Origin of the sequence: Amycolatopsis sp. M39 (assembly GCF_001651785.1) — a bacterium.
Taxonomy (GTDB): domain Bacteria; phylum Actinomycetota; class Actinomycetes; order Mycobacteriales; family Pseudonocardiaceae; genus Amycolatopsis; species Amycolatopsis rubida.
In genome coordinates this window covers 196,053-218,362 of sequence record NZ_LWSF01000010.1, presented here as the reverse complement: position 1 = coordinate 218,362, position 22,310 = coordinate 196,053, and the positions used below count along the sequence as shown (strand labels likewise).

Below are 22,310 nucleotides of genomic sequence, written 5' to 3'. Positions count from 1 at the left end.
TTGTCCGTGTGGGGAACCCTGACGGAATCAGATTCCCTCAGGGTTCCCCACACGCACAACGGCGGGTCGCCAGGAGCGAGCCTGGTGTCGGGCACCGCAAAAGAGTATACTGTATTGATGCTGACCACGATGGGTTTTAAAGCCGGAAGCTGTGTCCTGGTCACCGGCGCGGGCAGCGGGATCGGCCGCGCGATCGCGCTCGGGGCAGCCGAATCAGGGGTGGCAGTGGCCGCCTGGGATCTCGACCCGGCGGCAGTGGCCGGTCTCGCCGAAGAGTCGAGCGGAGCAGTGCTGCCCGTCGAGGCCGACGCCGCGGACCCGGCCTCGGTGAAGACGGCGCTCGACCGCACGCTGGCCTGGCGCACCCCGGGCATGCTGGTGAACAACGCCGGTCCGTCGAGCCAGCGGCCGCGGCCGTTCGCGGACGGAGTGGCCGGCGTGCTCGGGCTCGTCGAGCTGGTCACGACGTCCTGGCTCGACCGGGTGCGGGAGCGGGCGGAAGCCGTCGTGAACGTCGCGTCCATCGCGGGCACGGTGATCGGCGGCGGCGTGAGCTGGTATTCCGCGGCGAAAGCGGGCGTGCTCGGCTACACCCGGTACCTCGCCGCGGAAGCGCCGTTCGGCGTGCGGGTCAACGCGGTCGCGCCCGGCCTGGTGGAAACGCCGCGGATGAAGGAGTTCCTGCCCTCGGAGACGGGCAGGCGCATGGTGGGCCGCACGCCGCGCGGGCGGGCCGTGCAGCCCGCCGAGGTCGCCGCGGCGGTGTTGTTCCTGGCTTCCCCGCTGGCCGGGGGGATCACCGGCGCGGTCGTCCCGGTGGACGCCGGGCTGTCCGTCACGGTCTGACCCGAGTCCCGCTGACCCGAGTCCCGCTGACCCGAGTCCCGCTGACCCGAGTCCCGCTGACCCGAGTCCCGCTGACCCCAGTTCCGCCGACCCGAGTCCCGCTGACCCCAGGAAGTGTTCATGAGCTCCCGCAGCACCCCGCCCGACGCCGGCCTCGTGCGCAGCCTCGGCCTGCCCGCGACCGGTTCGGTGTACGACCTGTCGACCGGCTGGTGGCGGCACATGCCGACGTTCGCGGGCAACCCGCAGCTGGAAGTCGTCACGTACAACTCCCCGCAGGGCCAGCGCGCCGAAGGCCGGTTCCCCTTCGACTCGCCCGGCACGAACGACGTCGAGTTCGGCTATGTGTCCGAACTCGTCTCCGGCAGCCTGCACACCGGAACGCACATCGACGCGTTGTGCCACGTCACGTGCGGCAGCGAGGACGAATGGCACGGCGGAACCTCGGCGAACAGCGCGCTCGGCGACTACGGCGCGCTGCGCGGCGACGCCTCCGAGCTGGGGCCGATCATCGGCCGCGGCGTGCTGCTGGACATCCCGAAGGTGCTCGGCCTCGACGTCCTGCCACCGCATTTCGCCGTCGGGGAAGACCATCTCCGGGAGGCGGCCGGGGCTGGCGGCGTCACGATCACCGGGTCGGACATCGTGCTCGTGCGGACCGGGCAGATGAAATTCTGGCCGGACGCCGCGCAGATCGCCGAGCGCGGCGGAGGCAGCGGCGTCGGCGTGGACGGGGCGGAATGGCTGGTGTCGAAGGGCGTGCGGTACGTCGGCGCGGACACCATGTCGTTCGAGGTCCGGCCGTCGCCGGTGCCGGGAAATCCCTTGCCGGTGCACGTGCTTTTGCTGCAGCGGCACGGGGTGCACATCATGGAATGGGTGAACTGCGAGGACCTGGCGGCCGACGGCGTCGTCACGTTCCTCTTCGTCGCGCTGCCGCTGACGCTGCGGGGCGGGACCGGTTCGCCGCTGCGCCCGATCGCTGTCGTGTGAAGGGAACCGGGATGGAATTCGCGAACGACGTGCCGCTCAGCCCGCTGAGTTTCCTGCGGCGCACGGTCGACCTCGACGGCGACGGGATCGGCGTGGTCACCGACGCCGGGGAACGGATGTCGTGGGCGCGGCTGGCGGACCGGGCGGAGCGGCTGGCCGGACGCCTCCGCGAACTGGGGCTCGGCGAGGGCGACCGGGTCGCGGTGCTGGCGCCCAATGGCGTGCCGTTGCTGGAGGCGCATTACGGCGTGCCCGGCGCCGGATGCGCTTTGGCGGCACTGAATACGCGGCTTTCGCCGGACGAATACGCGCAGCTGCTGCGGCTTTCCGGTGCGAAGGTGCTCATCGTCGACGAATCGCTGGCCGCGCAGGTCGTCGAGCGGACGCCGGAGCTGCGGGCGGTCCTGGTGATCGGCGACGGCTACGAGGAGTGGCTGCGAACCGCGGATCCGGTGCCGTTGCGACTGCCCGGCGACGAACGGCAGCCGCTGGCGGTCAACTTCACCTCCGGCACCACGGCTGGCCCGAAGGGCGTGGTTTACACGCATCGCGGCGCATACCTCAACGCGCTCGGCCAGGTCGTTTCCACTGGTCTGCAAGCAAGTTCGCGCTATCTGTGGACGCTGCCGATGTTCCACTGCAACGGCTGGTGCTACACCTGGGCGGTCACCGCGGCGGGGGCGCGGCACGTCACGCTGCGAAAAGTGGACGCGGCGCGGGCGTGCGAACTCATCGAGCAGGAAGGGGTGACGCATCTCAGCGGTGCTCCGGTCGTGCTCGACATGCTGGTGCAGGCGAGCGGCGGTGCGCGGTTCGGGCAGCGGGTGCGGTTCGCGGTCGGGGGAGCACCGCCCTCGCCCGCCGCGATCGCGGCGCTGGCCGGAATCGGGATCGAGGTGACGCACCTGTACGGGATGACGGAGACGTACGGGCCTTCGCTGATGTGCCTCCCGCGGCCGGAATGGCAGGACCTCGAACCGGGAAAGCGGGCGAAAATGCTGGCGCGGCAAGGGGTCCGGACGGTCAACGTCGAGTCGGCGCGGGTGGTGACTCCGGAGTTGGCCGACGTTCCCGCGGACGGGGAAACCCTGGGTGAGCTGGTGATCCGCTCGAACACGGTCATGGCCGGATACCTCGGCGACCCGGCGGCGACCGAGGCAGCGTTCGCCGGCGGCTGGCTGCATACCGGGGATGTGGCGGTGCGGCATCCCGACGGGTATGTCGAGGTCCGGGACCGGCTCAAGGACGTGATCATCAGCGGCGGGGAGAACATCGCGTCGATCGAGGTCGAGAACGCGCTGCTGGGTCACGAGGCGGTGGCGGAGGCGGCGGTGGTCGCGAAGGCCGATCCGCGGTGGGGCGAGGTGCCGGTCGCGTTCGTCCGGCTCCGCGACGGGGCCGAGGTGTCCGATGTGGACTTGACCGGCTGGTTGCGGGAGCGGCTGGCGCATTTCAAGGTGCCGCGAGACATCCGGTTCGCGGAGTTGCCGAAGACCTCGACCGGCAAGATCCGCAAGGCGGAGCTGCGCAAGCTGGCGCAATGACGGATCCGTGCGGGGAACCCTCGGGGAATCGGAGACCCTGAGGGTTCCCCGCACGGACTCCGAGCTGAGGCCGGGACGGGTGGCGGAATGCCGAGCTTCAGTCCTGGGAGGCGGAGAGGGCGTCCGCACGGGCCTGCCGGCGGTCCGGTTTGTTGTTCGCGGTGAGCGGCACCGCGGTGATGAGCCGGACCGTCTTCGGGATCTTGTAGCCCGCCAGTTCGGCGCGGCAGTACTCCCGCAGCGCGGCCGGTTCGACAGTCCGGCCCGCCACCGCGACGACGCTCGCCGCCACCCGTTCTCCCCAGTGCTCGTCCGGCATCCCGTACACGATCGCGTCGGCGACGTCCGGATGCCGGAGCACGACTTCCTCCACCTCGCGCGGATAAACATTCTCCCCGCCGCTGATGATCATTTCCTTGCGGCGGCCCGCGATCGTCACCCAGCCCTCCGCGCTCCGCGACGCGAGGTCTCCAATGTGGACACCGTCCGCCTGGAAGGTCGCGGCCGTCTCGTCGGGGAGGCCGTAGTAGCCGTGGGTCTGCCAGGGACACGACACGACCAGGTCGCCGACGACGCCCGGGGCGGCTTCGCGGCCGTCGGCGCCGAGAATGCGCACGGTCGCGCCCGGCAGCGGCCTGCCGACCCCGGCGAACCGGCCTGCCAGCAGGTCGTCGTGGTCGAATCCCAGCACCGACCCGAACTCGGTCGCGCCGAAACCGGCCCGGATGCGGGCATTCGGGAAGTCGCGCAGCAGGTCCCGCACGAAATCGCCGGTGGACGGCGCGGAGCCGAAGCGGATCGCGGTGACGTTCTCGCGTCGCGTCGTCGCGTACTCGGGGCGGGCGCGCAGGGCGGCGAACATCGTCGGCGCGCCCATGAGCCTGCTCGCGCCCTGGTCGATCGCGGCGAGCGCGGCCGCGGGATCGAAACGCCGGTGGATCCAGACCTCGCCGCCGGCGAACAGCGGCGTCAGGAGGTTCGTGCCGAGGGTGATGTGGAAGAACGGCGAGAAGAACAGTTCGACGTCCGACGGGACCCGCGGATTTCCGTGTGCGCAGGTGTTCAGCCACAGCCACAGGCTGCGGTGGGTGTGCACCGCGGCCTTCGGGCTGCCGGTGGTGCCGCCGGTGCCGAAGACGATCGCGAACTCGTCCTCGTCCGGGGCGATCCGGTCGCCGCCCGGGTGATACAGCGGGGCCAGGCGTTCGGCGATCGGCGCGGGCTGGTTCGCCGCGGGAAGTTCGACGAGGCGGTAGCCGGTTTCCCGGGCGAGCGGCGCGTACGTGGGGTCGGCGAGCAGCGCCGTGGGCTTGAGCGCGCTGAGGTACGCGCGGGCTTCCGGCGCGGTCAGCCGGATGTTCAGCGGCGCGGCCACCATCCCGGCCGCCAGCGTGCCGAGGATCGCGACGGTGTGCGGGACCGACGGCTCCATCGCGGTGACGATCCGGTCGCCCGGCTCGGCCCCGGACTCGCGCAGCGCGGCGGCGGTCGCGTCCATGGCGGCGACCAGTTCGGCGAAGGTCAGCTCGCCGTGCTCGTCGGCCAGCGCTCGCCGGTGCGCGCCGTGCGGTTGTCCGCCGATCGTCCGCAGCCAGCTCGGCAGCGTCAAATCGTTGCCCACGGTCGTTCCTCCTTCACGGCTCCGCCCGGAAAACCGGGGCGGGCTCCTCGTATCGTGCCTCGTCCAGTGCGCGCAGTTCCGCCGCCCATCCCGGATAGCTGGCCTCCAGCCGCGCGATCTCCTCCGGTGCCGGGGCCAGCCCGGCCGCGGCGAGCAGGGCCTCGACGACAGTCATCGGACGATCTCCCACGGGGTCTGGAGGTGCCAGCTCGTCCGTTGCTGGTACGCGTGCCCGGCGGCGAGCACGGTGGCCTCGGCGAACGGCCGCCCGGCGATCTGCAGGCCGAGCGGCAGCCCGTCGCCGGTGAACCCCATCGGGACCGACAGCGCGGGATTGCCCGCCGCGTTCCAGTAGGAGGTGAGCGCCGTGTCGGCCATCCCGGACGTGCTGAGCCCCTCGATCTCGGGTGCGCCGCGGGTGGCGGTCGGCGTCACCACGAGATCGACCTCGGCGAACAGCTGGGCGAGCTTCCGTTGCCCGGCCCGCCGGACGCGCTGCATCTGCACGTAGTCACCGGCGGAGACCAGCGCGCCTCTCGCGAGCGCCATCCGGGTGGAAGCACCGTAGTCGGACCACCGGTGCTGGAGATTCGTCCGGTGCCAGGCGAAAGCTTCCGCGGCGAGACCGAACTTGGTCACCGTCTTCAGCTCCTGGCAGTAAGGCAGCTCGACCGGTGTCGTGCGCGCCCCCGCGTCGCGCAGAACAGCTACTGCCCGCTCGAAAGCACGGTCCTCGGCGTGCGGCACCACTCCGATCCGCAATCCGGACAGCGACTCGGTCAACCCGCCGCGGTAGTCCTCGACCGGGTGGCCTGCCGAGGAAGGATCGCCGGGATCGGGCCCGGCGAGCACGGTCAGCAGGAGCGCGCAGTCCTCGGCGCTGCGGGCGAGCGGGCCGATGTGGTCGAAACCGGGCGCGAGCGGGACGCAGCCGTTCTTCGGCACCCGTCCGTACGTCGGCTTGAGCCCGCTGACCCCGCACAACGCGGCGGGGTACCGGATGCTGCCCGCGGTGTCGGTGCCGAGGCTGCCGAGGACCAGGCCCGCGGCGACCGCGCTCGCGCTGCCGGAGCTGGAGCCGCCGGCGTAGTGCGTGGGACGCCACGGGTTGCGCGGGAGCGGGAACGGCTTCGTCCGGTCCGGTGCGCCGATCCCGAATTCCATCGTGGTCGTCTTCCCTGTGAGCACCGCGCCCGCCGCACGCAGCCGGGCGACCGCCGGACCGTCGCCGCGGAGACCCCAGGCGCGATCGAGCACCTGGCTTTGCGCGGTCGTCTCGCCCTCGCCGGTGGCGAGGAGGTCCTTGACTGCCAACGGAATCCCGTGCAGCGGCCCGCGATCGACGCCAGCCGCCAGCTCGGCGTCCGCCCGTTCCGCCGCGGCCAGCGCGGGTCCGTCGAACCGCGAGAGGTAGACGCCCAGCGCGGCGTCGTGCTCGTCGGCGGCGGCGAACGCGGACTCGGCCAACGCCACCGCGGTGGTCCTCCCGGTACGGAGGGCCACCGCGGCTTCGCTGATGCTCAGGACCATCGAGCGGCCGGTTCGGGGGAGACGGCGTCGGGAGAATCGGTGAGGTCGCTGCCGCGGGTCTCGGAGATCCGCCAGATCGCCACGATGGTGATCACCGCCCCGACGCCCGCGATGGCGCTCAGCGGCAGGCTCGACCCGCCGAACCCGGCGACCAGGCTGCTCGCGAGCAGCGGCGTGAACCCGGCGCCGAGCAGGCTCGCCAGCTGGTAGCCCAGCGAAACCCCGGTGTAGCGCACGCCGGTGCCGAACATCTCCGACAGCATCGGCGCGAGCGGCGCGTACATCAGGTTCTGCAGCACCTGCGCGCCCATCAGCCCGAGCGTCAGCAGCAGCACCGAACCGCTGTTGACCAAGGCGTACAACGGAAGTGCGTAGAGAAGCGTGCCGACCGCGCCGATCAGGCTGACCACCCGCCGCCCGACGCGGTCCGACCACGCGGAGAAGGCCGGGATGCAGATGATCCCGACGCCCGCGACGAACAGGAGCGCACGAGCCACGTCGGACACGTCGTAGCCGAGGGTTTTGGCGTAGGCGATGCTGTGCGAGCTGACCAGCGCGGTGAGCGCGAACGGCCCGATCCCGGCCGCGCAGGCGAGGACCAGCGCACGCGGGCGGCGCAGCACCTGAAGGACCGGAACAGCGGGCTTGCGGTCGGCGGGCTTGGCCGCCTGCTCGCGGAAGACCGGGCTTTCCGACACCCGCAGCCGCACGTACAAGCCGATGATCAGCAGCAGCGCGCTGAGCAGGAACGGCAGCCGCCAGCCCCACGAGAACAGCGCGTCCTTCGGCAGCAGGCTCACCAGCGCGAACACGAGCGTGGCCAGGAACGATCCGAGCGGCGACCCGAGCTGCATGATGCCCGCCCACAGGCCGCGCCGGCGCGCGCTCGCGTGCTCGACGACCATCAGCGCCGCGCCGCCCCATTCGCCGCCGACCGCGATTCCCTGCACCACGCGGAGGAAGACGAGCAGCAGCGGCGCGGCGATGCCGATGGAGCCGTACGTCGGCAGCACGCCGATGAGGAAACTGGCCGCGCCCATCAGCGTCATGGTCACCATCAGCATCGACTTGCGGCCCAGCCGGTCGCCGAAGTGGCCGAAGACGAGCCCGCCGAGCGGCCGCGCGACGTACCCGGCGGCGAGCGTGCCGAACGCGGCGATGGTGGAGGTCGAGGAGTCCAGCGACGGGAAGAACAGCGGCCCGAACACGAGCGCGGCGATCGAGCTGTAGATGAGGAAGTCGTAGTACTCGATCACGGTGCCCAGCAGGCTGGACATCGTCACCTTGCGCAGTTCGGGGGACGCGGCGCCGCCGCCCGGGGCGGGCGGCTGGGGTTCTGGCGAGACCATCGGGACCTCCGGGAATGGGGGCGGTGGGCGACCGAGTTGAGGATACTGATCAGCGGCCGGAGTGCAAGAGGTGCGCGATCCGGATGCGATTCCGTTACCAGCGCTGTTACCGGCAGTTTTGCGGCGCTTCGCGTGGGATCGGCTAGGTGAATGGTTGCGTAGCGGAGCTAATTGAGTATCCTTTATTTATCGAACGAGAGGAGTCGGCGACGTGCACCGACTGGACGAGCGCCGGCGCGGGCCGGAGGGACGCTGATGGACTTCGCGTGGGATCAGGCCGACGTCGCGTTCCGGCGCGAGCTGGGGGACTTCCTCGACCGGGAGCTGGCCGGATGGGACCGGTCCGAGACCGGCCTCGGCAGCGCGGTCTACAGCGATTTTTCGCGCGGGTTCGTCGGCAGGCTCGCCGACCGGGGCTGGCTCACGCCGCACTGGCCGCGCGAGTACGGCGGCGGCGGGCAGGGCGCGTGGCAGCATTTCGTGCTCGGCGAGGAGATGTGGCGGCGCGGGGAGCCGCGCGGGCCGCAGTACATGAACGTCAACTGGGTCGGGCCGGCGATCATCAAGTACGGCACCGAGGACCAGCGGCGGAAGCTGCTGCCGCCGATCGCGCGCGGCGAGGTCTTCTGGTGCCAGGGCTTCTCCGAGCCCGAGGCGGGCACGGACCTGGCCGCGCTGCGGACGAAGGCGGTCCGCGACGGCGACAGCTACGTCCTCAACGGACAGAAGATCTGGACGTCCTACGCCAACGTCGCCGACTACTGCTTCCTGCTCGCGCGCACCGGATCGGCCGCCGACGGCCGCGACGGCATCTCGGTCTTCCTGCTGCCGCTGAACACCCCGGGGGCGCAGGTCCGGCGCATCCCGGGGTTCGTGGGCGATCATTCCTTCAACGAGCTCTTCCTGACCGACGCCCGGATTCCGGCGGACTGCCTGCTGGGGGAGGAGAACAAGGGATGGGAGATCGTCCGGCGCACGCTCGCCTACGAACGCGTCGGCGCGCCCCGGTACGCGCGGGCCGCGCTGGTGCTGGACCGGCTGGCCGCCGAGGTGGGCGCGTCAGGGCGGCTTGCCGACCCGGGGATCCAGGAGCAGTTCGGCCGCGCGCGGGCAGCGTGCGAGGCGGCGCGCGTGCTGGTGTACCGGGTGATCGACGAACGGGCGAAGGCGAAAGAACCCTCGCCGAGGGCGTATCAGGCCCGCGCCGCGATGGTGCAGGCCGAACGCGCGGTGGGCGACCTCGCGCTGGACGTGCTGGGCAGCGAAGCGCTTGTCGAAGGAGCGCTGGGCGACGCGCAGTTCCGCAACTCGCTCGGCGCGGGCATCGCCGCGGGCAGCTACGAGGTGCAGCTCAACCTGATCAGCCGTCTCATCCTCGAACTGCCGAAGGACTAGCCGTGGATTTCGAACCGACCTCGACCCAGCGCGCGGTGCTCGACGCGCTGGGCACGCTCCTGGCCCGGCACGCCGGGCCGGAACGCAGCCGGGAGCTGGCCGCTCGCGGCGCATACGACTGGAACCTCGAAGAAGCTTTGCGCCGCGACGGTTTCCTCGACCTGTTCGCCGCGGAGGACGCCGGTCCGCTCGACGCGGCCCTCGCGGTCGAGGCGATCGCCGCCGACCTCGGCGCCGTCAGCGCGGTGCCGCATCTGCTGGTGTTGCCCGCGCTCGGGCTCGACCGGCCTGCCGGGCCGGTGGTGCTCGCGGCGGGCGACCCGGGTCCGGTGCGCTACGGCGGCGAGGCGACGCGGATGCTCCGCGCCGACGGCGACCGGTGCTTTGCCGCTGACCTCGATTCCGATGCGGCTGAACGGGTTCCGTCGGCTTATGGTTATCCGCTCGCCCGCGTGGTCGCTGCGAACCAGGAGGAACTGGCTCCCGGAAGCGCGGCGGCGATGGTGAACTGGTGGCGGGTCGGCGCGTCTGCCGAGGCGGTCGGCATGATGCGCCGGGCCGTCGACATCGCGGTCGCCTACGCCAAGGACCGCACGGTCTTCCGCCGCTCGCTGGGTTCTTTCCAGGCGCTGCAGCACCGGTTGGCCGAGGTGGACGTGGCCGTGGAGGGCGCGCGCTGGCTGGTCTACGAGGCCGCGTTCGCCGGTGCGCCCGCCGAAGCCGCCGCGGTCGCCGCGACGCACACGATGTCCGCTCTCGGCCGCGTGACCAGGGAAACCCACCAGATCATGGGCGCGATCGGGCTGACCGCGGAACACGACCTGCACCTGTGGACGCTGCGGTTGCAGGCGGTGCGCGCGGAACTGGGCAGCTGGCGGACGCCGAGCCGGGCCGTCGCCGAGGCGCGCTGGGCGGCGGTATGAGCGTCGCGTTGATGCCCACCCAGGAGCAGCGGGCGCTGGCCGAGGCGGTCCGGAGTTTCTGCCGGGCGCACTGTCCGGACGAGGTCTGGCGCTCCGGTGCGTTCCCGGCGGAGTTCTGGCGGGGGCTGGCCTCGCTCGGAGTGCTCTCGCTGGCGGTGCCGGGCGAAGGCGGGGGAGCGGGCGACGTCGCGGCTGCCGGTGCGGAGCTGGGCCGGGCTGCCGCGCCTGGGCCGTTGGCGGCGACGGTGTTCGCGACGCAGGTGTTGCCGCCGGAGCTGGCCGCCCAGGTCGCGGACGGGAGTTGCGTGGCCTCGGTTGGTGCGCCGCCCTTGCTGCCGTGGGCTCCGATGGCGGGAGTTTTCGTGGAAACGGACGGCTCTCGCGCGTGGCTTGCCGAGGCCGGTTCGGTTGAACCGGTTGCGGTGCTGGGCGGCGAGCAGTGGGGGCGGGTCGAGCTGACGCGGGTTCAGCCGTTGGAACGAGTCGAGGCGGCGACCGCGCTCTCCGACCTCGCGGCGGCCTCTTACCTGAGCGGTGCGGGACGGCGGTTGCTCGATCTCGCTGTCGAGCATGCCCGGAACCGAGTCCAGTTCGGACGTCCGATCGGGACGTTCCAGGCGGTCGCGCATCCCCTCGTGAACGCTGGGCTTTCGCTTGCCGCGGCGGAAAAACTCACCACGATGGCCGCGCTCGCGTTCGACGACGGGCACCCCGACGGAACCGCGCTGGCAGCCGCGGCTCGGTGCTCGGGCGGACGGGCGGCGGTCGAGGCGGCGGAAGTCGCGCACCAGACGTTCGGCGCGATCGGCTACTCCGTCGAAGGACCGATCGGGCCGCTCTCGCAGCGGATCAGGCACCAGGCATCGCGGCCGGGGTGCGCGGACAAGATAGCGGCGAAGTATCGCCGGAAAGGCCAGGAACGATGAGCGACGCGCCCGAGGTGCTGTTCGAAAAGCGCGACCACGTCGCCTGTCTCACGCTCAACCGCCCGCACCGGGGCAACTCGCTGACCGGGTCGATGATGCCGGTGATCCGCGAGATGTGGGCCGAGGTCCGCGACGATCCGTGGATCCGCGCGGCGATCGTGATCGGGGCCGGGGAGCGGCATTTCTGCACCGGGGCCGACGTGCACGCGGTCGCCGGGCGCGGCGGGATGAGCACCGGGAACGGGCCGCTGACCGACGAGGTGTTCTGGTCGCCGCGGCAGAACCGGGTGTGGAAACCGGTGATCAGCGCGGTCAACGGGCTGGTCGCCGGGGCCGGGCTGCACTTCGTGGTCGACGCGGACATCGTGCTCGCGGCCGACCACGCGGCCTTCATGGACACGCACGTGAACGTCGGCCTCGTGGGCGCGATGGAGAACATCGGGCTGGCGAAACGGCTTCCCCTCGGGTCGGCGCTGCGGATGACGCTGATGGGCAAGAGCTACCGGATGCCCGCCCAGCGTGCCTACCAGCTCGGGCTCGTCGACGAGCTGTCCACTTCCGACGAGCTGATGGCCGGCGCGGAGGAGATGGCGCAGCAGATCGCGCGGAACTCGCCGGCGGCGGTGCAGTTGTCGAAGCAGGCGGTCTGGAATTCGCTGGAGACGGGGTACGGGCAGGCGTGCGAGTACGGCTGGTCGCTGCTGCGCATGCACTGGGCGCACCCGGACGCGAAGGAAGGCCCGCGCGCGTTCGCCGAGGGCCGCGAGCCGCGATGGACGACTGGCGCCGACGGGGAGCAGTGAGATGGATTTCGGCTTCACCCCGGAGGAAGAGGCATTCCGCGCGGAGGTCCTTGAGTTCCTCTGGGAATACCGCGACACCGACGGCTACTTCCACCGCGGCAAGGACACCGCCGGCGGCGTCCGCCGGGTCTACCGTGCGCTGGGCGAGCGGGGCTGGCTGTCGCTGTCCTGGCCGGTCGAGTTCGGCGGCGGCGGCCGTTCGCCCGCGTATGAGTTCATCCTCTGGGACGAGATGGCCTACGCGCGGGTGGCGCGCCCGCCGATGGGCCCGGGTTTGGTGGCCAAAGCGCTGATGGCGCACGGCACCGACGCGCAGCGCGAGCGATACCTCGCCGACCTGCGACGCGGCCGGCTCAACTTCTGCCTCGGCTATTCCGAGCCCGACGCTGGCTCGGACCTCGCCGCGGTGCGCACCCAAGCTCGTCGCGAGGGTGACCACTACGTGGTCGACGGGGCGAAATGCTGGACGTCGAACGCGCACTGGTCGGACCGCATGTGGCTGCTGTGCCGGACCGGGGCGGCCGGCAGCCGGTCGCGCGGGCTGAGCGTGCTGATCGTCCCGCTGGACAGCCCCGGGATCACCGTGTCGCCGATCCCGACCCTCGACGGCGGACGCCTGAACGAGGTCCGGTTCGACGGCGTGCGGGTCCCGGTCGCGGATCGGGTCGGGGCGGAGAACGAGGGGTGGCAGGTCGTCGCTTCGGCGCTCGCGGTGGAGCGGCACGTGCAGTTCCCGCCCAAGCGATTGCGCCGGGACCTGCACGAGGTGCTGGCCGCGCTGGACGCGGCCGGAGTCGCCGACGACCCGGTGGTGCGGCGGAGAATGGGGGAGTTGTCGGTCCGGCTGGCCGAGGTCGACGCGCTCGCGCTGGCCCTGCTGGGCGAGGTGATCCGGGGAGAACCGGCCGCGGTCCCGGCGGCGTACCACAAACTGGCGGGCACGGTGCTGGCCCAGGACATCGCCCGCGCGGGGGTGGAGTTCGGCGGGGCGGAGGCCGCCGTGGCGGGGACGGATACGGAGTTCTTGTGGCGGCAGTCGATCCTGGAGACGATCGGCGGCGGGACCACCGAGGTGATGCGGGGGTTGATCGGGAGGCAGGAGTTCGGGTTGTCGTGAGTGTTCCTGCCGGTTCTAGCGGACCCTGACTTGGCGACCTACCGTGGGTGTCATGGGTCATGGTCATGAGGTTAGTGCTGGTTGGGGCGGTCGGCAGCCGATCTTGGACTCGTATGCGCGGCTGTCTCGCAACCAAAAGGGGAAGCTGGAGAAGTGCGAGGTCCAGCACGCGGACAACCGCGAGGTGATCGAGCGGCTGGGTGCCGTGCTGGGTGAGGAGATTTCCGACCCGAAGCTGTCGGCGTGGAATCCGAAGGTCCGGCGTCCGGGGTGGGAACGGGTGATGAAGCGGGTTGCCGCGCGGGCGTGTGACGGGGTGGTGGTGTGGAACACCGACCGGGGCTGGCGGCAAAGTCCGGATCTTGAGGCGTTGTTCAAGCTGGTCGAGGAGTTCGACTCGTTCACTGTCGCGTCCTCGCACGGCCGGTATGACCTGTCGGATTACAACGACCGGTATCAGTTGCGGCAGGAGGTCGCGCACAACCAGCGCAACTCCGACGAGGCGTCGCAGCGGATCACCCGCCGGTTCGACACCCTTCGCCGTAAAGGCATCCCGCATTTGCAGGGCCGGTCGTTCGGGTTCCCCGGGCTGGACCGGACGGTGCCGAAGGAAGAGGCGCTGGACGAAGACGGCAACGACACCCGCGAGCAGGTTCCGGCGGAACTGGTGGAGCGGGAACGTGCCGCGTTGCGGTCGGGAACGGAAGCGATTCTGGCCAAGGTGACTCAGGAAACGGTGGCCGAGGAGTGGAACGCGGGCGGGCTGCGCACGGTCACGGGCGGGTTGTTCAGCCCGGCGCAGGTCCGGGACGTGCTGCTGCGGCCGCGCAACGCGGGACTGATCGAGCACGACGGGGAAATCGTGGGGCGGATGCGGGGCGAGCCGATCGTGGACCCGGACGATTTCACGCGGCTGCGGACGTTGTTCGCCGGACGCACCCGGGGACGGCAGCCCGGCAATACCTACGTCGGGTCCGGGATCGCGACGTGCCCGAAGTGCGGCAAGAAGCTGTCCGCCCGCCCGCACGTCGGCGAATACCCGGACGGGACGCGGCGGCGCCAGTACAACTGCACGAAAGCGCGCGGGGGCTGCGGCAAGGTCGCGGCGGACATGCGGGCGGTGGACCGGGAAATCCGTGCCCTGGTGATCGCGCGATTGTCGGACAAGAACCACGCGGCGGCGATCAAGGCCGCGCGGGCGCTGGTCTCCGATCGGCTGGCCGCCGTCGAGTCGGAGATCAGGGAGTGCGAGGAACGGCAAGAGGCGATCGCCGCTAAATGGGGCGCGAAGAAGATGACCGAAAAAGCGTACGACAAGGCGAACGAGCCCCTGCTCAAGGATCTCGCGCGCCTGTACGCGGAGCGGGAGGAGTTGACCGGCGGCAACCCGGAGGGCCCAACCGAGGCGATGAGCCCGGAGGAAGTCGCCGCGAAGTGGGACGCGGCCGATGTCGGCGAGCGTCGCGCCATGCTCGGCGACGCGCTGGGCCGGGATACGCTCTGCGTCTACCCGTCCGCCTGCAAGGGGTTCCGCACGTTCGACCCGAAACGCGTCCGCATCAAGCCGTACAACCCCAAGCGCGACCGGGCAGGTATTGCCTCGGTCCCGGCGGCTGACCGCGCTACCGGCGATGGCCGAGACAATGTGAGTACCAGCGACGAGAAGGGCCCTTCCATGGTGATATTCAGCCCGGGCAGCGGACCGTTGCCTACCGCGGATGAAGACACCGCCGCTGCCAACCTGGACGCGTTCGTCGCGGACGTGTGCGCGCGGTGGGACTACACCCTGGTCGCGTCCCGGCGCCGCCCCGAGGACGACCGCGACGACGGCCGGTACGTGTGGGATCTGGAATTCCGGCGCCCGAACGGGAAGCACCACATGTGCCAGGCGGCCATGTTCGGGGTCCCGCGCGACTACGCCGAGGGCGGCGACTCGCTCATGTTCCCGGAACCACGGCTGTACGTGGACGGAGAGTCGTGGGTGTGGGACTTCGCGGTGGGCATCGCGGCGGCGTATTTCGATCGAAACCCCGACGACCTGAACCACCCCGAGCACCCGGACCACGACGAGTGGTTGCGCGAACGGTCCCGGGGCGGCTCGGCACCGGACGCGTAGCGACACGACAGCCCGCGCGCCCGGTCCCGGCACATGGCGTCATGACCGGAGAGGTCGGATCCACCCCCGAAACGCCTCCGCGTCCGACCATACAGGCCGGACGGTCCCGAATCCCGCCAACTGGGCGCGCACGAGTGAGCGTGCCCGGACGGGAGTCAGTTCACCGTTGAGCACCGGGTCGACGTATGGATCTCGCCTCAACGACGCGACGCGAGGTGCCGAGCCGCGCCTGAGACCTGAGCGTCCGGCGGCGACTTGCGCGCCAATGTCACCTGCCGAGGACAATCACCTCATGTGGCCAGCGGGCGCGAGCCGGCGAAGAACTCTTTGCAGAGTCTTCACCTCTTGCGCCACGCTCTGACCGAGCGGGCCGCATGACCGTGAACGCGGCGGGCTCTCGAAGCTGGTCCATTCCAGTGACGTTCAGTTCGTATCGTGGCGAACTCTCGCAAATAGATGACAGAGTGCAGTCGGGTAGTAGCTCACTGATGACAAGTCCTGGGGAGGGACGCTGAAGTGGATATCCCGTCCGAGATCGGCGCTCTGGCCGCTCTCGCCACGCAAACCACGTTCTCGACACTGACCACTGCGGCGTGGTCAGATTTCCGTGCTTGGCTCGGACGTTGGTCCTCCCGATCGAACGATGAGACCGCGGGCAAGGCGCTAGCGACCTTGGACACGAATGTCGAGCAGCTCCTCGAGGCCGACGAGGAGGATCGTCCCGTCCTGGAGCGGGCTGTTCAGAAGCGGTGGACACAAGACCTTACAGGGTTGCTGACCGCGCATCCCGACTTGACGGAACAACTTCGAGAATTCCTCAATGAGTGGATTGCAGCAAATCCCAGCACTGCGCCGACGCTGAAAAATCACCAACAGGTGGCTTACGGGTTCGACAACAGTCAGATTGTGCAGAACGTCGGAACTCAGAACAACACGTTCGGCAATGCCCGCTGACTATCCAGAAGAATGGCCGTTTATCGGACAGGTTTATCCAACTGCGCCCGCTCCTCCAACTGATCATCCTTCAGGCTATCCCTCGATGCTAGGGATAGGATTCGGCGATGCGCATCTCCGTCAGCATCAAGGGCCAGTCTACAATATTCACTACCAGGAGACGCTTTCCGGGCAGGCCCCCGGCTCAGATGATCTAGATGTCGTTGACAATTACTTTGTGACACCAGATCGGTTCACTGAGGCGGCAGACAAACTGCATGGCCGCGGCGTTGCGGTGTTGTACGGAAAACCTGGAATTGGCAAGTCCGCAAGCGGGCTGGCATTACTGCGTCGTCACGCGGAAAAATATGAAGCAGATCTATCGCTAATAGTTCTGGAATCGGACTGGCGGGAACCCTCCACTGGCCGTTTGCCAACCGGAGAAAGCTGTGGCTATATCCTAGACCTCGGAGAGGAAGACGGGCCGCCTTCGGCGAAATTCGCCGAGAATCTCGTCAGCCTCGGACGCACACTTCTCTCGCGAGGGTCTGTATTGGTTGTCGTGACTCCGGATGAGCTGTGGAAACCGGTGATTGCGGAAGCTCGACGAGCGTGCAGGCCTGTTGCCTGCTGGCGCGTCGCCGCGGCGCGCGGTTGAGGTCGCCGAGATTCTTGCGGAAGCAAGACGATTCCGTGCAAAAGCAGCGTTTTCAAGAGCTGCTGCAATGGCCTGACTACATCATCACGTGCTTCGGGCACGATAATGCGACACATTGGGAGCGTGCTCTCCTTTGGGCGACTGCCGCACTCGACGGCGCGTCAAAAGTTGTTATTATTGCCGCCGCTCAGGCATTGTTGAAATATCTCAAGATTGCAACATCGCCAGCTCAGGCATTTGTCGCGGTGGACCTCAGTCGGGCTTTGAAGACGATCGATGCGGAGAATACCGAGGACCGTGTCAGCATCACCACGCGCAGGCCAGGTGCGGGCCAGGCTGTCCTGAATCACGTCTACCGCGAGTTTCCCGATCTCCGCGAGGTCTTGCTGGACTGGCTGGCCAGTCTGCCTTCGGTGCCCGGCGTCGGTCCCGCATACGCCGATCTGGTCAGCCGGAGGCTGCAGGCCCTGGCGATCGAGGCCGACGCTGCCGAAGTGTTGGAAAAAGCCGAGCGCATGCTTGGCACAGATTCGAAAAATCATTCCCTCACGGTTTCATTGCTGACAGCAGCAGCTTTGGATGAAAGGCTCAGGACTCCGGCAAGAGAACTAAACTGTGGACCTGGTCTCGCGGGCCTGTCGCAGCACAACAACGCGTCGTAGCCGACGTTTGCTCAGGGCTATTCGGGCAGATGCATCCGGAACGAGCCTTGGTGCGCCTCAAATGGCTTGTCCAGCAGGATAACGAGCGCAGCAGGAACATTGCAGGGGCCGGTCTCCGATCATTGGCTGCGCACAGCTCCGAACTCCGACGCCATGTACTCCAGACAGTACTTGAATGGAGTAAAAAGTGGCCTCAGGCCGAATATTCCGGGTTCACTCAGCTCATGACGGCAACACCTTTGCCCCTTGATCTATTGCACTCGTATCTTGAGGATGCTAGCAACCCTGAAGGATCTGCCCGCGCCTCGATCGTGAGCGGATGGAAGCGAGTAATGTCCCGTCGTCACGACCAAGGAGCAGGTGTTCACGCGATTAGCTCATGGCTGGCAAGTGCGGACAAGAATGAGCTTCCTCCTGGACTCGTCCATGAAATACTTAAGGATGCCGCCGTCGAAGTACTCCAAGAGAACGTCGTCGTTAAAATGCTCTTGAAGACACAAGTAAGCGACGGGGAAAGGCAAGAACGATCCGCTCGCGATCGCTTACTAAGGAGTTCAGCAGTAGGTCGAGTCAGGCGGTGATGTAGGTCAGGTTGGGGTCGCGGAAGAATCCGCGGACGAGGGCGGGGAGTTTCTGCAGGCGGCGCAGGGCGCCGGCGGCTTTGCTTTTCAGGTCGGCTTTGCTGGTGACGCCGGTTTTGCCGATGCGGTCGTGTTTGACGTTCTTCCAGACCCATTCGTCGGGGTTGAGCTGCGGTGAGCAGCCGGGCAGGAAGAACAGGCGCAGTCGCCCTTGGGTGCCGGCGACGAACGCGGCGACGGCCTTGGCGCGGTGGCTGGGATGGCCGTCCACGATCAGGAACACCGGGCCGGGTGCGTCCGCGAGCAGGCGCTTGCAGAACTCGACGAACACCTCGGCGTTCACGGCGCCCTCGTGGAGCATGAACCGCAGCGCGCCCTGAGCGCTCACCGCGGAGAGCATGTTGATCGAGAAGCGGGCGCCGGTGTTCGCCACGACCGGCGTCCTGCCGACCGGCGCCCACGTGGTCCCGGCATGACAGTCCGGGCGGATTCCCGCCTCGTCGGCGAAATACACTGTCGCGCCGGCCTTTTTGGCCTCGGCGCGGATGGCCGGGAACCGCTCCGTTTTCCACGCCTGGACCGCTTCCGGGTTCTGCTGGCAGGCGCGGTGCAGCGGCCGCTGCGGGGACATGCCCATCGTGCGCAGCAGCCGGCCGACGCTGACCGCGCTCAGCCTCGCCCCGAACTCGCGGAAGATCACCTCGCGCACCATTTCCCGTGTCCACAACGCGAACTCGAACGACAGCTGCCGCGGATCGACCCCCGCGACAAGCCCGTACAACCGGGAGATCTGCGTCGCCGACAGCCGCGGCGGGCGACCCGGGACCGCCTTGGCCTTCAACGCGTCCCTGCCGCCCTCGCGCGCCTTGGCCAGCCACCCGTAGACCGTGTTCTTGTGGAACCCCAGCGCGACCGCCACCTGTTCCGGGTGCGCACCGGCCGCGACCTGCTCGATCGCCCGCATCCGCAGCACCTCGAGAGTCTTGTGATCCAGCTTCCGACCGTCGTTGTCGCGCATGCAAGAAGCATCCCGCACAACCGCCGAAACCCCGGGAAATCACACCGCGCGTCTCGACTTACTTACGAACTCATTAGTAGTTGACGAACTGTTTCAGATTGCACTTCGACCCATTCCACCTTTGGTGGCGAGTCTGTCACGTGACAAGGATATTTCGGAGAAAAGAAGACCAGATCGGACATCATGTGCCGCCGCGAGAAAGACCCTCCAGTAAACTCTCCGGCGCTCTGGTTCTCAATTAATCACTTCCCAGTAAACACGTTGGTCTGGTGTTTCACGTGTCGGTCGAAGCCTCGTATTACGCGAGGGAAGACCACGCTCCAGGGGTAACCAGAGCTAAGGCGGAATTGTTCGCTCGGCATCACCTGAGAATCGCATTGGCAAATCTGAGCAGGGCGCACAGTGTCACTGATGCTGACCACCTGAGGGACGTTCTGCTTGTAATGCTGGGGAATTCTCAGGAGGTGGATCGCCTGAAAGGTGTCGTTGTGTCGATTAACAATGCAGCTGTCACCGTCGACGACCATGTCCTTTCTCAAGCGCGCGACTTCGCCGAAGCTCAACGTGCTGAGCAGCTTCGCAATGATCGACTGCGCCGCCGGGTGGATTCACTTCGTGAAATACTCAGCCACCCGGGCCTCGCCCGCGCGTGGCTGCTCGAAAACCACCCCGAGGCGGCGCTCGCGGCAGATGCGAAGCAGTTCGACGCGATCTTGACGGTGATTCGCGAAGCCGGAACGCCGCCGCAGCCGATTTCGGATCCGCATGACCGTCTCGCGCACACCATAGCCGATCTCCTGAATCGGCTAACCTCCGACGAGCGTCGACAACTTATTGCCCAACTGCCTGCGATTGCTTCAGTGCTCAGGCATGGCGATTTTCCAGCCGATTCAGATGACACCATGTGACGGCAGGACCTTCCTTTATGCTGCGGATACGAAAAGCTGACCCTATTACGACCCGCGAACCCTGCGGTCAAGGTAAGGCGATCGACTGGGACTCGTTCGCGCCGCGGCCGAGCAATTCCGCGCGCGTCGACCAGTACATATCGGTACGGTAACAGGATGCATCGATGCTTACAGTAACACGCTGCGACCTTGGAGCGCTACATCTCCATAGCCGTGTCTTCGACGCGGTGTCTTGACGACGTAGGCATAGGCCGACCTTGGAGCAGCGACGTGGCGAAGCCGGACTTCGAGCAGAACCTGGTGGACTTTGGATCAGCGACGTTCACCGAGCTTCGACCGGGACAGGCTCAGGTACTTGCCGCGTACGCGGACCAGCATCTTGACACCGCTGATCTGGCCATCGAAATGCCCACCGGCGAGGGCAAAACGCTGCTGGCCCTGCTGATCGCCGATCACGCCCTTTCTCGCGGATGGTCAGTCGCCTACCTGACCGGCACCCGCCAGCTTGCCGAGCGAGTGGAAAAAGAAGCCGAAGACCTGGGATTGGAAACCTTGCGCTTCGCCGCAAAGGACTATGGCGGAGCGAAACTCGACGACTATCACCAAGCACAGGCCGTAGGCGTGATGAACTACTGGGTCACGCCAGCCGGGCCAGGTCGTAGCCGGCGTCGGCCACGATCAGGACGCTCGGATCGCCGGGCTGCCAATGGTCGGCGTCGACGATCCGGCCCACGACCTCGCGTAGTTGGGCGGCGGTGACCGAGGTTGCGTCGTGGGCCGGTCCCAGCCGGATCGCGTCCAGGACCGCTGTCCACGAGGTGCGCCCGGTCTCCAGCGCCGCGACGAACGAGTAGGGCCAGCCGGGGATCATCTGGGCCTGGCCCTTGCCGCGGGCGCAGATGTGGCAGAACAGCCGGTCGGGGCCTGCATACCGCGTCCGGGCGCAGCCAGTGCGAGACGTCCACGGCCAGCGCGATCCGCCCGTTCGCGGCACGAGGCAGCGGCAGTCCGGCCGGTCAGGCACTGGTAGAACCGTTCGCGGAACGTGGACAACTCCCCGAGTGCACCGGCGTGGCCGGCGTCGTGCACACTGATCAACTGAAGCCCTTGGTTGGATCTTCCTTCTGTCGCAAGAGGAATGATCAACCAAGGGCTTCGCCCGTGATCAACGGGGGTCACGCCCCGACGTGACCAGGTTAAACAAAAAGCTCAAGAAAGGTAGGACACGTCGATGAGCCGCTGCCGGCACAAGCGATCTTCCATCTCCCTTTCCGTCGCGCGGCTCGCCTCCGCGGCTGATCCGGTGCCGCACGGCTGCTCGCGCCCACGCGACGGCCGGGCGTGCAGAGACGCCGCCCCGGCTGGCCGGCCAACGGGTACTGGGCTCTGGCCAGTCGCTCCTCTGCGCCTTGCGGGGCGGGCCGGTTCACTCCCAGCCGACGAAGATGTCGGTGCGGTCGTGGTCGGCGGCCCAGGTCGTGATGGGTTCCCAGTCGACGCGGTAGGCGTTGATCGCGACGGTGCGGCCGTGCAGGTCGCGGATGGTGGTGCTCTGGGCGGGCCCGGGCTGGAGCTTGATCGAGACGAGCTCGTGGTAGTTCATCGAACCTCGGACGAACAGGTTTTTGCGGTAGTGCAGCGAGGACCGTTCGAGGTAGAGTTCCACCGAGCTTTTCACCGCGATCAGCAGTCCTACCGCCAAGAGCGCTCCGCCGCTGACCGCCACCATGACCGCTTGGCCGCGATCCGTCTGGCCGCCGTGGAGCACTCCTGCGGCGATCAGGATTCCGCACACCAGCAAGAACAACGATACGGCCGCGATGGTCCAGCCGACGACCCGCAGGATCGCCGGCGGCCGGAACGGCCCGGCTCGTCCGGGCACCGGGCCGTCGCCGACAGGGCCGGGGCCCGGTCGCATGGCGGGCACAGGGCTGGCCGCTCGTCGCTGACGAGAGCGTTTCCGACGGCGCGCACCGGTCTGGTCATCGGACATGCCGTCAGTGTGCAGGCCAACGCGAACAGCCATCACGCGGGGGCCCGGTGTTCACGACGACGGGGCAGGCCTTGCACGATCAGGCGGGACCGGCCGGCTTCGCAGGCGTGGATCACTGGCCGGCAGTCGGCGACCACCGCCTCAGGCACGTACTCGGCGCTCGCGGCCCACTTTCCTGCGCTGCCGATCAGCCAGGGGCGCGACCGCGTCGGCCCCGTTCGCGGGCCGCCGCACGGTCGGCCACGACTGGCGCAGCAGCTTCTCAACGGCCCCGGCTGTTGCCTCGATATCAGTGGTGGTGTGCGGTGCTGCGGAAGATCTTGCCGGAGGGCATGAACTGGAAGCCCTGCTGCAGCCATCCCTTCCAGGATCGCCGTCCAGAGCCCTCCGGTGC

The 22,310-nt window shown here is 68.4% G+C and carries 20 protein-coding genes and 1 pseudogene; 14 read left to right on the top strand and 7 right to left on the bottom strand.

Going from position 1 to position 22,310, the window contains the following annotated elements; translation table 11 throughout:
• The first annotated feature begins 117 nt into the window (after window positions 1-117).
• The 3 genes from A4R44_RS23510 to A4R44_RS23500 all read left to right on the top strand — a co-directional run bounded on the left by A4R44_RS23510 (window position 118) and on the right by A4R44_RS23500 (window position 3,383).
• Window positions 118-846 (top strand): SDR family NAD(P)-dependent oxidoreductase, encoded by a 729-nt coding sequence (locus A4R44_RS23510; protein WP_093576863.1) that lies wholly within the window; start codon window positions 118-120, stop codon window positions 844-846.
• Window positions 847-966: 120 nt separating this feature from the next.
• Entirely contained in the window at window positions 967-1,839 is an 873-nt protein-coding gene (locus A4R44_RS23505; protein ID WP_067584506.1) for a cyclase family protein, read from the top strand.
• Window positions 1,840-1,850: 11 nt separating this feature from the next.
• A complete protein-coding gene (locus tag A4R44_RS23500; RefSeq protein ID WP_067584503.1) occupies window positions 1,851-3,383 on the top strand; it encodes an AMP-binding protein in 1,533 nt (510 codons plus the stop codon).
• A 97-nt stretch (window positions 3,384-3,480) separates the two neighbouring features.
• Here the strand turns inward: A4R44_RS23500 and A4R44_RS23495 are convergent, their stop codons facing one another.
• Genes A4R44_RS23495 through A4R44_RS23485 form a run of 4 tightly spaced genes read right to left on the bottom strand, consistent with a single transcriptional unit; the run spans window position 3,481 to window position 7,883 of the window.
• Entirely contained in the window at window positions 3,481-5,004 is a 1,524-nt protein-coding gene (locus A4R44_RS23495; protein ID WP_067584500.1) for a class I adenylate-forming enzyme family protein, read from the bottom strand.
• Between the two features lie 13 nt (window positions 5,005-5,017).
• A complete protein-coding gene (locus A4R44_RS49235; RefSeq protein WP_167545638.1) occupies window positions 5,018-5,179 on the bottom strand; it encodes a hypothetical protein in 162 nt (53 codons plus the stop codon).
• Window positions 5,176-6,477 (bottom strand): amidase, encoded by a 1,302-nt coding sequence (locus A4R44_RS23490; protein WP_338080542.1) that lies wholly within the window; start codon window positions 6,475-6,477, stop codon window positions 5,176-5,178. Before A4R44_RS23490 ends, A4R44_RS49235 begins: the two co-directional genes overlap by 4 nt.
• Window positions 6,478-6,524: 47 nt before the next feature.
• A complete protein-coding gene (locus tag A4R44_RS23485) occupies window positions 6,525-7,883 on the bottom strand; it encodes an MFS transporter (RefSeq protein ID WP_067584494.1) in 1,359 nt (452 codons plus the stop codon).
• Between the two features lie 255 nt (window positions 7,884-8,138).
• On the opposite strand from A4R44_RS23485, the gene A4R44_RS23480 reads away from it, so the two are divergent.
• The 9 genes from A4R44_RS23480 (at window position 8,139) to A4R44_RS48215 (ending at window position 17,416) form a co-directional block, all read left to right on the top strand.
• On the top strand, window positions 8,139-9,278 hold the full coding sequence (locus tag A4R44_RS23480) for an acyl-CoA dehydrogenase family protein (protein WP_067584491.1): 1,140 nt from the start codon (window positions 8,139-8,141) through the stop codon (window positions 9,276-9,278).
• 2 nt (window positions 9,279-9,280) lie between these two features.
• Window positions 9,281-10,201, top strand: a complete 921-nt coding sequence (locus A4R44_RS23475) for an acyl-CoA dehydrogenase family protein (RefSeq protein ID WP_067584488.1) — start codon at window positions 9,281-9,283, stop codon at window positions 10,199-10,201.
• An 11-nt stretch (window positions 10,202-10,212) separates the two neighbouring features.
• Window positions 10,213-11,127 carry an acyl-CoA dehydrogenase family protein gene (locus tag A4R44_RS23470; RefSeq protein WP_232791740.1) on the top strand — a complete coding sequence of 305 codons (915 nt, stop codon included), beginning with the start codon at window positions 10,213-10,215 and terminating at the stop codon, window positions 11,125-11,127.
• Entirely contained in the window at window positions 11,124-11,930 is an 807-nt protein-coding gene (locus A4R44_RS23465; RefSeq protein ID WP_067584484.1) for an enoyl-CoA hydratase/isomerase family protein, read from the top strand. Before A4R44_RS23470 ends, A4R44_RS23465 begins: the two co-directional genes overlap by 4 nt.
• Window position 11,931: 1 nt before the next feature.
• On the top strand, window positions 11,932-13,047 hold the full coding sequence (locus tag A4R44_RS23460; protein WP_067584481.1) for an acyl-CoA dehydrogenase family protein: 1,116 nt from the start codon (window positions 11,932-11,934) through the stop codon (window positions 13,045-13,047).
• A gap of 103 nt (window positions 13,048-13,150) precedes the next feature.
• Window positions 13,151-15,163 (top strand): recombinase family protein, encoded by a 2,013-nt coding sequence (locus A4R44_RS23455; RefSeq protein WP_067584478.1) that lies wholly within the window; start codon window positions 13,151-13,153, stop codon window positions 15,161-15,163.
• A gap of 516 nt (window positions 15,164-15,679) precedes the next feature.
• Complete coding sequence (locus tag A4R44_RS23450) at window positions 15,680-16,117, top strand: hypothetical protein (RefSeq protein ID WP_067584476.1); 438 nt, start codon at window positions 15,680-15,682, stop codon at window positions 16,115-16,117.
• A complete protein-coding gene (locus tag A4R44_RS48220) occupies window positions 16,107-16,754 on the top strand; it encodes a hypothetical protein (protein WP_157904979.1) in 648 nt (215 codons plus the stop codon). The genes A4R44_RS23450 and A4R44_RS48220 overlap by 11 nt, the downstream gene beginning before the upstream one ends.
• A gap of 35 nt (window positions 16,755-16,789) precedes the next feature.
• Window positions 16,790-17,416, top strand: coding sequence for a hypothetical protein (locus tag A4R44_RS48215; protein WP_157904978.1), 627 nt, complete (start codon window positions 16,790-16,792; stop codon window positions 17,414-17,416).
• A gap of 570 nt (window positions 17,417-17,986) precedes the next feature.
• Here the strand turns inward: A4R44_RS48215 and A4R44_RS23445 are convergent.
• Window positions 17,987-19,015 (bottom strand): IS630 family transposase, encoded by a 1,029-nt coding sequence (locus A4R44_RS23445; protein WP_067584473.1) that lies wholly within the window; start codon window positions 19,013-19,015, stop codon window positions 17,987-17,989.
• A 464-nt stretch (window positions 19,016-19,479) separates the two neighbouring features.
• On the opposite strand from A4R44_RS23445, the gene A4R44_RS48210 reads away from it, so the two are divergent.
• On the top strand, window positions 19,480-19,923 hold the full coding sequence (locus tag A4R44_RS48210; RefSeq protein ID WP_157904977.1) for a hypothetical protein: 444 nt from the start codon (window positions 19,480-19,482) through the stop codon (window positions 19,921-19,923).
• 213 nt (window positions 19,924-20,136) lie between these two features.
• A pseudogene (locus tag A4R44_RS52535) lies at window positions 20,137-20,475 on the top strand (DEAD/DEAH box helicase); the annotation flags it as partial.
• An 85-nt stretch (window positions 20,476-20,560) separates the two neighbouring features.
• Here A4R44_RS52535 and A4R44_RS23440 read toward each other — a convergent pair.
• On the bottom strand, window positions 20,561-20,947 hold the full coding sequence (locus A4R44_RS23440; RefSeq protein ID WP_198545410.1) for a transposase: 387 nt from the start codon (window positions 20,945-20,947) through the stop codon (window positions 20,561-20,563).
• Window positions 20,948-21,349: 402 nt separating this feature from the next.
• Window positions 21,350-21,841, bottom strand: coding sequence for a hypothetical protein (locus A4R44_RS23435; protein WP_067584467.1), 492 nt, complete (start codon window positions 21,839-21,841; stop codon window positions 21,350-21,352).
• Window positions 21,842-22,310 lie beyond the last annotated feature (469 nt).

Coding starts and splice junctions, on each gene's coding strand:
- A4R44_RS23510 (WP_093576863.1), top strand. CDS start 118: ATGCTGACCACGATGGGTTTTAAAGCCGGAAGCTGTGTCCTGGTCACC.
- A4R44_RS23505 (WP_067584506.1), top strand. CDS start 967: ATGAGCTCCCGCAGCACCCCGCCCGACGCCGGCCTCGTGCGCAGCCTC.
- A4R44_RS23500 (WP_067584503.1), top strand. CDS start 1,851: ATGGAATTCGCGAACGACGTGCCGCTCAGCCCGCTGAGTTTCCTGCGG.
- A4R44_RS49235 (WP_167545638.1), bottom strand. CDS start 5,179: ATGACTGTCGTCGAGGCCCTGCTCGCCGCGGCCGGGCTGGCCCCGGCA.
- A4R44_RS23485 (WP_067584494.1), bottom strand. CDS start 7,883: ATGGTCTCGCCAGAACCCCAGCCGCCCGCCCCGGGCGGCGGCGCCGCG.
- A4R44_RS23480 (WP_067584491.1), top strand. CDS start 8,139: ATGGACTTCGCGTGGGATCAGGCCGACGTCGCGTTCCGGCGCGAGCTG.
- A4R44_RS23470 (WP_232791740.1), top strand. CDS start 10,213: ATGCCCACCCAGGAGCAGCGGGCGCTGGCCGAGGCGGTCCGGAGTTTC.
- A4R44_RS23465 (WP_067584484.1), top strand. CDS start 11,124: ATGAGCGACGCGCCCGAGGTGCTGTTCGAAAAGCGCGACCACGTCGCC.
- A4R44_RS23460 (WP_067584481.1), top strand. CDS start 11,932: ATGGATTTCGGCTTCACCCCGGAGGAAGAGGCATTCCGCGCGGAGGTC.
- A4R44_RS48220 (WP_157904979.1), top strand. CDS start 16,107: ATGCCCGCTGACTATCCAGAAGAATGGCCGTTTATCGGACAGGTTTAT.
- A4R44_RS23445 (WP_067584473.1), bottom strand. CDS start 19,015: ATGCGCGACAACGACGGTCGGAAGCTGGATCACAAGACTCTCGAGGTG.
- A4R44_RS23435 (WP_067584467.1), bottom strand. CDS start 21,841: ATGCGACCGGGCCCCGGCCCTGTCGGCGACGGCCCGGTGCCCGGACGA.